General features: G+C 51.7%; 10 protein-coding genes. 9 read left to right on the forward strand and 1 reads right to left on the reverse strand.

Annotated features, from left to right (window positions below; all coding sequences use genetic code 11):
• Positions 1-2 precede the first annotated feature (2 nt).
• From EZJ44_RS07765 to EZJ44_RS07780, 4 genes are all read left to right on the forward strand, one after another.
• Positions 3-380 (forward strand): hypothetical protein, encoded by a 378-nt coding sequence (locus EZJ44_RS07765; RefSeq protein ID WP_131282044.1) that lies wholly within the window; start codon positions 3-5, stop codon positions 378-380.
• Positions 381-499: 119 nt separating this feature from the next.
• Positions 500-1,642 carry a signal recognition particle-docking protein FtsY gene (ftsY, locus tag EZJ44_RS07770; protein ID WP_131282047.1) on the forward strand — a complete coding sequence of 381 codons (1,143 nt, stop codon included), beginning with the start codon at positions 500-502 and terminating at the stop codon, positions 1,640-1,642.
• Between the two features lie 83 nt (positions 1,643-1,725).
• The gene (gene ffh, locus EZJ44_RS07775; RefSeq protein ID WP_131282050.1) at positions 1,726-3,282 is read left to right on the forward strand and encodes a signal recognition particle protein; all 1,557 of its coding nucleotides are present in this window, start codon (positions 1,726-1,728) and stop codon (positions 3,280-3,282) included.
• Positions 3,279-4,403, forward strand: a complete 1,125-nt coding sequence (locus EZJ44_RS07780; protein WP_131282053.1) for an amidohydrolase family protein — start codon at positions 3,279-3,281, stop codon at positions 4,401-4,403. Before ffh ends, EZJ44_RS07780 begins: the two co-directional genes overlap by 4 nt.
• A gap of 8 nt (positions 4,404-4,411) precedes the next feature.
• On the opposite strand, the gene EZJ44_RS07785 is transcribed toward EZJ44_RS07780, so the two are convergent.
• Positions 4,412-5,389: a cation diffusion facilitator family transporter gene (locus EZJ44_RS07785; RefSeq protein ID WP_131282056.1), complete on the reverse strand. Its 978-nt coding sequence runs from the start codon at positions 5,387-5,389 to the stop codon at positions 4,412-4,414.
• A 419-nt stretch (positions 5,390-5,808) separates the two neighbouring features.
• Here EZJ44_RS07785 and rpsP point away from each other — a divergent pair, with 419 nt between their 5' ends.
• The 5 genes from rpsP to rplS all read left to right on the forward strand — a co-directional run bounded on the left by rpsP (position 5,809) and on the right by rplS (position 9,145).
• Positions 5,809-6,276 carry a 30S ribosomal protein S16 gene (rpsP, locus tag EZJ44_RS07790; protein WP_131282059.1) on the forward strand — a complete coding sequence of 156 codons (468 nt, stop codon included), beginning with the start codon at positions 5,809-5,811 and terminating at the stop codon, positions 6,274-6,276.
• A complete protein-coding gene (locus EZJ44_RS07795) occupies positions 6,276-6,512 on the forward strand; it encodes an RNA-binding protein (protein WP_131282062.1) in 237 nt (78 codons plus the stop codon). Before rpsP ends, EZJ44_RS07795 begins: the two co-directional genes overlap by 1 nt.
• A 102-nt stretch (positions 6,513-6,614) precedes the next feature.
• Positions 6,615-7,184, forward strand: coding sequence for a ribosome maturation factor RimM (gene rimM, locus EZJ44_RS07800; RefSeq protein ID WP_131282065.1), 570 nt, complete (start codon positions 6,615-6,617; stop codon positions 7,182-7,184).
• Between the two features lie 20 nt (positions 7,185-7,204).
• Positions 7,205-8,653 carry a tRNA (guanosine(37)-N1)-methyltransferase TrmD gene (trmD, locus tag EZJ44_RS07805; protein ID WP_131282068.1) on the forward strand — a complete coding sequence of 483 codons (1,449 nt, stop codon included), beginning with the start codon at positions 7,205-7,207 and terminating at the stop codon, positions 8,651-8,653.
• A gap of 138 nt (positions 8,654-8,791) precedes the next feature.
• Positions 8,792-9,145 carry a 50S ribosomal protein L19 gene (gene rplS, locus EZJ44_RS07810; RefSeq protein WP_131282071.1) on the forward strand — a complete coding sequence of 118 codons (354 nt, stop codon included), beginning with the start codon at positions 8,792-8,794 and terminating at the stop codon, positions 9,143-9,145.
• The last annotated feature ends 86 nt before the right edge of the window (positions 9,146-9,231 follow it).

The following is a 9,231-nucleotide window of genomic DNA, read 5'->3' on the forward strand; positions in this document are numbered from 1 at the left end:
CTGTGTTGATTACTGCTGTGCTATTTCTTGTTGCTGTATGTGCATCTGTTGCGTTCGTACTATATCTGCTGGGGTTTTGGCGTAAGGATCTTCAGGCGCGCAAAATGCTTGAGGAAACCGTAAGTGATTGGCGCAACGATGATCTTGACCTAGATTCCTTTGAAGTGAAGACTCAGGAAACGGCAATCGGAGACGTTTTTACCACTTTCAAAGAAGCTGACGGCAATGGTTACGTTAGTTTTGATCAACTTAATGAACGCGCTATGAGTATCGCAGAATCTGATACTGTGCAATCGATTATCGTTGGATCCGAAAAGGTCATAGACAAAGGTCGTCGCGTGTTCTCGAGCGGTCCGACATCCGACACCTCAGCGAAGTGAGCTGGTAGATTTATTAGTTGGTGCCTTTAGGTGTCGTGAATTTATCTCATCTGTTCGCTTAACGGGCAGTAGGTTAAACTTTTCTTGCCTTTTCAAGAACGAGACGACACACTAGAAGTGTGACTCTAGAATTGATTGTTTATATTGTTGTTGGCCTCCTTGCAGTCGGCGGCGGTGGTGCCGTTCTGCTTGCCAAGTATCGTTCATCGCAGAAAAATACTGGTCAAGCAGAACTCCCTTGGGAAGAACGCAAGTCCATTGACGATTCGGCAATTGCAGATGCCGAGGTTATTGAAGATATTCCACCGCTTTCGGTAGAAACTCCCGAATCAGTTCCATCTCGCATGGAGCGGTTGCGCGCAAGATTGGCGCGTTCAGGTGGCCTAGGGCATGCGTTACTGGCAGTGTTGTCCCGCTCTGATTTGTCGGCCTCTGACTGGGAAGAAATCGAAGAAACTCTGCTCATGGCGGATGTTGGTCTTGAATCCACCACGTATTTAATCGACAAGCTCAAGCAGGAAGTCAAGATCCGCAATACCACAGATCCTATTGTAATTAAGGATGTTCTCCGTGCTGAGCTGATCAATTTAGTGTCGATAGAGAAGTCTCGTGAACTGGATATTGCTCCCGAAACTGATAGTGAGGGGAACAAGGTTCCCGCTTCGATCTTGATGGTGGGAGTTAACGGAACAGGTAAAACCACAACCACTGGCAAGCTTGCCCGTTTGCTTGTGGCACAGGATCGCTCAGTGGTACTCGGAGCAGCAGACACCTTCCGAGCTGCGGCTGCAGAGCAACTCCAGACTTGGGGAGACCGCATCGGGGTAGAAGTTGTGCGCTCCGATCAAGAAGGTGCCGATCCGGCATCGGTAGCATTTGAGGCAGTGCGCGTCGGTGCTGAGGCGGGTACCGACGTCGTGATTGTCGACACCGCAGGACGTCTGCAAAACAAAGCTGGTCTTATGGACGAACTGGGCAAAATCAAGCGCGTCATGGAAAAGCGCGCGCCGGTCCGGGAAGTGCTCTTGGTTTTGGACGCTACTACTGGGCAAAATGGCATGCGACAAGCACAAGTCTTTGCCGAAGTCACCGGAATTACGGGAATTGTTCTCTCGAAACTGGACGGAACCGCAAAAGGCGGAATCGTTATTTCTGTGCAGCGCGAACTGGGCGTGCCTGTGAAGTTCATCGGTCTGGGTGAGGGCGCAGATGATCTTGCGCCTTTTGATGCGGAATCATTTGTTGATTCCTTGCTTGCCTAAAGCAGAGCATAGATTCGTTTCTAGCTCTGTGGTGACATAGAATTACACACAGTTCATTGCAGATTTCAGACCAAGGTATGGGAATGTTTAACTCTCTTTCAGATCGAATCACTGGATCGCTTCGTAACCTGCGCAAGCATGGAAAGCTCACCGAGCAGGACGTCGAAAGCGTCATTGGCGATATTCGACGTGCGTTGCTTGATGCGGACGTGGCTTTGCCTGTGGTGCGTTCCTTTACAGCTGCAGTTCGGGAAAAAGCGACTGGCGCAGTAGTTTCGCAGGCTCTCAACCCAGCGCAGCAAGTAGTCAAGATCGTCAATGACGAATTAATCGAAGTCTTGGGCGGTGAGAGTCGCGATCTGAATTGGGCGAGCTCTGGACCAACAATCATCATGCTTGCAGGTCTGCAGGGTGCTGGAAAAACGACTCTGGCTGGAAAGCTTGGACGTTGGCTGCGGGAAAACGGCAAAAAGCCACTTCTCGTTGCTTCCGATTTGCAGCGTCCAAATGCAGTAAATCAGCTCCAAGTAGTGGGTGAGCGGGCAGGTGTGAGCGTTTTTGCGCCGGAGCCAGGTAACGGTGTCGGTGATCCGGTTCAGGTCGCTCGCGATTCGTTACGCTACGCCCAAGAGAACAATTTTAATGTGATCGTGGTCGATACGGCTGGTCGCCTTGGTATCGACGAAGAGATGATGGAGCAAGCTCGCGATATTCGTGATGCCGTCAACCCACACGAAATACTTTTTGTTCTCGACGCGATGATCGGTCAAGATGCCGTCAACACCTCAATCGCTTTCCGAGACGGAGTGGGCTTTACTGGCGTTGTGCTCTCGAAACTCGATGGTGACGCGCGTGGTGGCGCGGCATTGTCTGTACGTGGCGTGACTGGTCAGCCCGTCTTGTTCGCCTCAACAGGCGAAAAACTTGACGCGTTCGAGCGATTCCACGCGGATCGTATGGCTTCGCGTATTCTCGATATGGGCGATTTGTTGACCCTTATTGAGCAGGCCGAACGCACATGGTCTGAGCGTGAAGCGGAAGATCTGGCAGCCAAGATGGCACAGGGTGCTTTCACCTTGGACGATTTCATTGAGCAGCTTGAGCAGATGCGCAAGCTTGGCTCAATGAAGAAAATTATGGGCATGCTGCCGGGTATGAACCAGTACCGTGATGCACTTGATAACCTCGATGAACGCGATATTGATCGCCAAGTTGCTATTGTGCGCTCCATGACCAAAGCAGAGCGTAACGATCCAAAGATTCTCAACGGTTCGCGGCGTCTGCGCATTGCAAAGGGATCTGGAACCAGCGTTCAAGAAGTTAATTCGCTGATGGAGCGTTTTGAGCAAGCCAAGAAAATGATGCAAGCGATGTCTCGTGGCGGTGGAATGCCTGGAATGCCAAATATTCCTGGCATGCCAGGTTTCGGCGGCGGATATACGAAGAAGCAGCGCAAGAAAGGCGCGAAGAAGACTTCGGGCAATAAGAAAGGCCGTTCGGGTAATCCAGCAAAACGCCGTCAGCAGGAATTGGAAGCACAACAGAAATCTGGCGCAGCTTCCAAGGGTAGCGCTTTCGGTGCCGCGCCTGATCCTGCTCAGAACGTAGACATGGAAGCGCTAGCAAAGTTCTTGCGATGACGGCGTCCAGTGCGGGCAGCTCTGAGGCGATCTGCCTCCGCGGTCAGTTGCGGGGCTTTGACGCAGACCAGATTTGGGTGGTTGATGGGAAGATTTCCCACACTCGACCCTCGCTAGGTGTTGACGGCGAAGGCGCACCAAGTCAGACAATCACCGGTTTCATCTACCCAGGTTTGCTTGACGCACATACGCACCCAGGGCTTTCGTATAGCACTGAGCTTCTGGACGACGCCGAAATACGCCGTCGTCTTGCTGCATGCGTAACTCTGGGCGTAACTGCGATACGCGACTGCGGCGGGCAGCGCAATGCTGGTCAAATTCGCACTGAGAGCGAGCCGCGAATTATTCACTGTGGGCAGCATATCGCGCGGTTCAAACGCTATATTCGCCACGCCGGAATTGATACCGAACCCCACGATCTTGTGCAACAAGTTCGTAAGCAGTGCGAGCGAGCTGATGGCTGGATAAAAATTGTGGGCGATTGGATCAACCGCGAAAATGGCAGTCTTTCTGACCTTGAACCTCTGTGGCCGCGCGAAGCGCTCAAGGCTGCTGTGCAAGCTGCGCATGATTTAGGTACGAAAGTAACAGTTCATACGTTTGCGCATGAGACTATCGACGATTTACTTGACGCTGGCGTGGACGGAATCGAGCATGGTACGGGCATGGACTGGGAGCAGCTCGTACGAGCGCGTGAGCAAGGCGTGCTCATCACGCCAACCGTGAATCAAATCAGTAGGTTCCCAGAATTTGCTGGTGACGCAGGCAAATATCCAGTTTATGCTCGCCGAATGTTGAACATGGATGCGTGTCGTCGTGAACATTTGGCCATGATGTGCCAAGCGCAGACGCTATTTTTGATGGGCTCGGATACCTCAGCAGATGTCGATCAGCGTGGGCTTCCGACCGAGCTGTGTGATGCCGTGCGTAACGGCATGCCAGCGCATGCGGTTATGGAAGCAGCGAGTTATGGTGGACGCCGTCGGCTGGGATTAACTTCGTGGGAAGACGGCGCTGCGGCAGATCTCGTGGTGTACGACCGAGACCCTGAACAGGACATCAGTGCTGTTTTATCGCCTAGCTATGTGCTCATTGGCGGATGCATAGTGTATCATCGCTAACCGGTGTCTCACTGTTGAAACGTGATTGGCTTGCCTGTTTCAAGATCAACCGGCACGAATCCGTCGTCGCCATCGAGTGGAACGAAACCTTGCGGAATATCCTCGTAGGAAGTTGGATCCTCAATCGGTTCGACATGGATCGTGACGGATACATCGGAGAGCTTTTCTTCGATTTGTGCCTCGATTTGATGGGCAAAATCGTGTCCTTCGCGAACTGTCCACACGCCAGGCACCTGTACATCGACTCTGACGAATCGCAAACGGCCTGCTTGGCGCGTTTGTAAGCCGTGAAAGCTTACTGTTTCTGATTGGAAGGATTTGAGGATTGTGACGATAGTGTGATTCTCTTCTTCTGGCAATGTTGCATCGAGCAAGCCCGCCAAAGAGGTACGGATGAGTCCTGTGCCAATCCAAATAATATTGAAACCAACAATAATTGCCACGATTGGATCGAGGATTTCAAGACCAGTGATCTTGACCAAGAATACTCCAAAGATTACGCCAACCGTTGTGATGACGTCGGTAAGGAGGTGTTTTCCATCCGCTACCAGCGTGGGTGAGGAATGCTTCTTGCCGGACTCTAAGATGTAGTATCCCACGAGGCCGTTGATCGCGGTGGTTAATACAGAAACCACCAAACCAATTCCGAGGTTATCGAGGGAAACGGGGGAGAGGAGTCGTTGTACTGAAACGAAAAGTATCAGCGCAGCTGCGCCAAATATCATTGCGCCTTCGATGGCCGCTGAGAAATATTCTGCTTTTGATCGGCCGAAGGTGTAGTGGGAATCAGCAGGCTTTGCTGCGAGCGTCAAGGCGTACAATGCTACGATCGCCGCTACCAAATTGACTACCGATTCCATTGCATCGGAAAGTAAAGACACTGAACCTGTGAGTATATATGCTGCGGCTTTCATAGAGATCGTGAGGACTGCGGCAGCAATCGATAGCCAAGCGAATTTGGTGAGATTTACGGTTTCAGTGTTCATATTACAATTCTGCGCTCGTGTGTTTCGAAATACCTAAGTAGCAAGCCAACTAGTTTTGATTGTTTACCCACAGTTCAAGGTGGCGAAAACGCGGTATTCGCCGCCTTGAAGATGAGCTGAATGGCAGAGGAGCGGGTGGCGACTATTGGGAGCGGCGTTTGTGCTGAATCGAGTTAAGTGCGCTGCGGCATATTGGTGGATTACCTACTTGCGGATTATCTGTGGGCGGCACCACCGAGAATAATGAAATTCTAACTGTTATCTCGGCTCAATTTCTGGCAGAATATAATGTTGTACTTAGAGGAAGTTAAGACCCTCTCATCTTAACGGAATCTCAGTTCGGAGAATTGTGAAATGCGTGTTCCCACCGCTGACTAGCAAGGATCCAATGAAACAAAGAAACAGGAGTGACCGCACAAGTGGCAGTCAAAATTCGTCTAAAGCGCATGGGCAAGATCCGTGAAGCTATGTACCGTGTTGTTGTTGTTGATTCTCGCAAGAAGCGCGATGGTCGCGTTATCGAGGAGATCGGCTTCTACAATCCGAACACTCAGCCATCCACCATCGACATCAACTCTGAGCGTGCTCAGTACTGGATTTCGGTTGGCGCACAGCCTTCAGAGCCAGTTCTTGCTCAGTTGAAGATCACTGGTGACTGGCAGGCCGCCAAGGGTCTCGAAGGTAAATCCACTTTGAAGACCGTTGAAAAGGTTGATGCTGACAAGGCTCGCGAAGAAGCTGTTAAGGCAGTTCAGAACGATGCTGAGAAGATTCGTGCAGCTAAGGCAGAAGCTCGTGCTAAGGCAGAGGCTGAAGCAAAGGCTGCTGCCGAAGCCGAAGAAGCACCAGCTGAAGAAGCTGGCGTTGAAGAGTCTGAGGAAGCCTGATGCTCGCACAAGCCTTGGAACATTTGGTCCGTGGAATCGTGGATAATCCCGATGACGTTGAAGTTACAGCTCGTAATAACCGTCGTGGTGAATTGCTTGAAGTCCGTGTGAATCCTGAGGATCTGGGACGCGTTATTGGACGCAATGGTCGCACCGCTAAAGCGCTGCGCACCGTCGTCAACGCGCTTTCTACCAATGGCGCTGTACGAGTAGATGTGATCGAAACTGATCGCTGAAATACTTTCCAAGGGAAAACCCGCGCATCACGCGCGGGTTTTCCCATATCAGGTATATTTTACAGCGCAAAGATAATTCATTAACTATTTCTGGGAGACGTAGTGAAGCTCATCGTAGCCATTATTGGAGCCGCTCACGGGCTCAAAGGCGAGGTAAAACTCGACGTTCGCACCGACAGTCCGCAGCGTCGTCTCTATCCTGGTGCTACCCTCGAAACTGAACCTGCCGACGTCGGCCCGCTAGTTGTCACAAAAACTCGCGAATACAAGGGGATGACTTTCGCGCGATTTGAAGAAATCAATGATCGCACCACGGCGGAGTCGCTCAGGGGCGTTCAGTTGGTGATCGAAACCGATGAAGACGACGTAGAAGAAGATGCTTGGTATGCCCACGAGCTCGTAGGATTGGAGGCGCTTGACCCAGAAGGGTACGAATTGGGTATTGTGGTGGGCTTGCAGCCGATGCCCGCCCAAGATTTGCTTCTGGTGCGCGAACCTGATGGGCGGGTTACGCAAGTGCCATTTGTGCGTGATATCGTCACCGAGGTCGATATTGACGATCATTGCGTGATTATTGACGCCCCGCAAGGTTTGTTCTCCGATGATGAGCTCGGCGAAGAAGATGAAGTACTCGGAACTGCGGATGAAGAATCTGAGACCGCGGACGAATAAATAGCTGGAGCGTTTCATCTATGCATTTTGACATTATCTCTGCATTTCCCGAGTTCTTCGACGTTTTACAGCTATCGCTTGTGGGAAAGGCGCAGCAAAGGGGAATCATTTCCACTGAGATTCACGATATTCGTGACTGGACTCAAGATATTCATCGAACCGTTGACGACTCTCCTTTTGGTGGCGGTGCCGGAATGGTGATGAAACCAGACGTGTGGGCGCAAGCGATTGACGCAGCAATCGATAAGATTTCTGCACCTACTGTGCTTGCCATCCCAACCCCGTCAGGCATCCCGTTGACTCAACGCCACTGTGAGAGATTAGCGAATGTCGAGCATATTATTTTGGCTTGTGGACGCTACGAGGGTATTGACTCGCGAATCGCCCAGTATTATTCCGCCCGAGCGGATGTAGAGGTATTCGAGTTTTCACTTGGCGATTACGTGCTCAATGGGGGAGAAGTGGCCAGCGTGGCTCTCGTCGAAGCTGTATCACGACTGGTGCCGGGCATGGTAGGAAATCCGCAGTCGCTGGCAGAAGAGTCCCATTCCGAAGCTGGGTTGCTGGAATATCCTGTGTACACGCGACCTGCTGATTTTCGAGGAATTGCGGTGCCTGAAGTCTTGACGTCGGGCAACCACCAGGCAGTGCACCGTTGGCGTCGTGATCGTTCGCTTGAACGCACCGCGCAGCGGCGTCCTGATATGATTGCCCAGCTTAAAGCGACTCAGCTCGACAAGGGTGACCTTGAGGAACTAGCGCGCTGGGGATGGTTTTGCGCTCAAGATGGTGAGCACGTGGAAAAGCTGGTGTTTCGGGCAGCACGGACGGACGACGTCGTGGCGCTGGCAGAGTTTGCGCGCCGGACTTTCGTAGATGCGTGTCCGCCGAGCATTGCTGAGCGTGAGCGCGAGAATTTCATCGAGAAGAATCTGAGCGCGGAGCAGTTTTCTACCTATGTGGCTGACGAGGACACTTATTCAGTGCTTCTCGCTGAGGATAGTTCCGCGCAGATTGCCGGATATATGCTATATGAGCATGGCGATCTGACTGCGCAGATTGCGGCGGGAGCTCCACAGGGCTTCGTGATTGACGGCGTTCCATTTGATGGGCGTTTCATTTATATGTCAAAGGCATATGTGGATCAACGGTGGCGTTCGAGGTATGTGTTTTCCACACTCTTTGAGTTTTCTGTTCAATCCTTGCGCGCTAAGTTGGGTGTAGATGCCTTGCTCGATAAGTCGGGCGTAGATGGCGACGCCGGAGAATGCAGTACGCATCAAGATTGCGAGAGTGTTAGTGTTCCGAAGCCGTGGTGTATTTGGCTTGGAACCCATGAGCATAACCGCCGTGCTCAAAAGGCATATCGTAAACTTGGCTTTGTGCGGGCGGGGAAACGAGAGTTCCGTGTTGGTGATACGATCAACAATGATGTGACTATGGTTCGGCCATTAAATGTGGCAAAATAGTTGAGTTGCCTTACCGAAATGAGTGCAGTGCCTGCCGCAGGGGGTTTGTGCTCTGGTAAGTAAATATCCGCTCGGCTTTGGATTCCCAAAGCCCTGAACCCACTCTGACCTGCGCGCAGGGTGAGAAATGATTGAATCATGGAGATTCCACAGTCAGTTGCACAATCCCAGTTGATTGAGCGTCCAGACTTCCGTCCAGGCGACACCGTTAAGGTAAACGTGAAGGTTGTTGAAGGTAACCGTCACCGTATCCAGGTGTTCCAGGGCGTTGTTATCGCTCGCAAGGGTGGCAATGGTGTAGGTTCTACCTTCACCGTTCGTAAGGTGTCCTTTGGCGTTGGAGTTGAGCGTAAGTTCCCACTTCACTCCCCAAATGTTGACTCCATTGAAGTTGTTACCCGTGGCGATGTGCGCCGTGCCAAGCTTTACTACTTGCGTGACCTTCACGGCAAGGCTGCGAAGATCAAGGAAAAGCGCACCGATAACAAGTGATATTCGCTTAGAAATGAGCTCCATCCTTTTTAGGGTGGGGCTCATTTTGTTTGTTTGCCCAAAGCCTGCTCCATTTAGGGCTAAAG

It is taken from the genome of Arcanobacterium bovis (assembly GCF_004331995.1).
Lineage (GTDB): Bacteria > Actinomycetota > Actinomycetes > Actinomycetales > Actinomycetaceae > Arcanobacterium_A > Arcanobacterium_A bovis.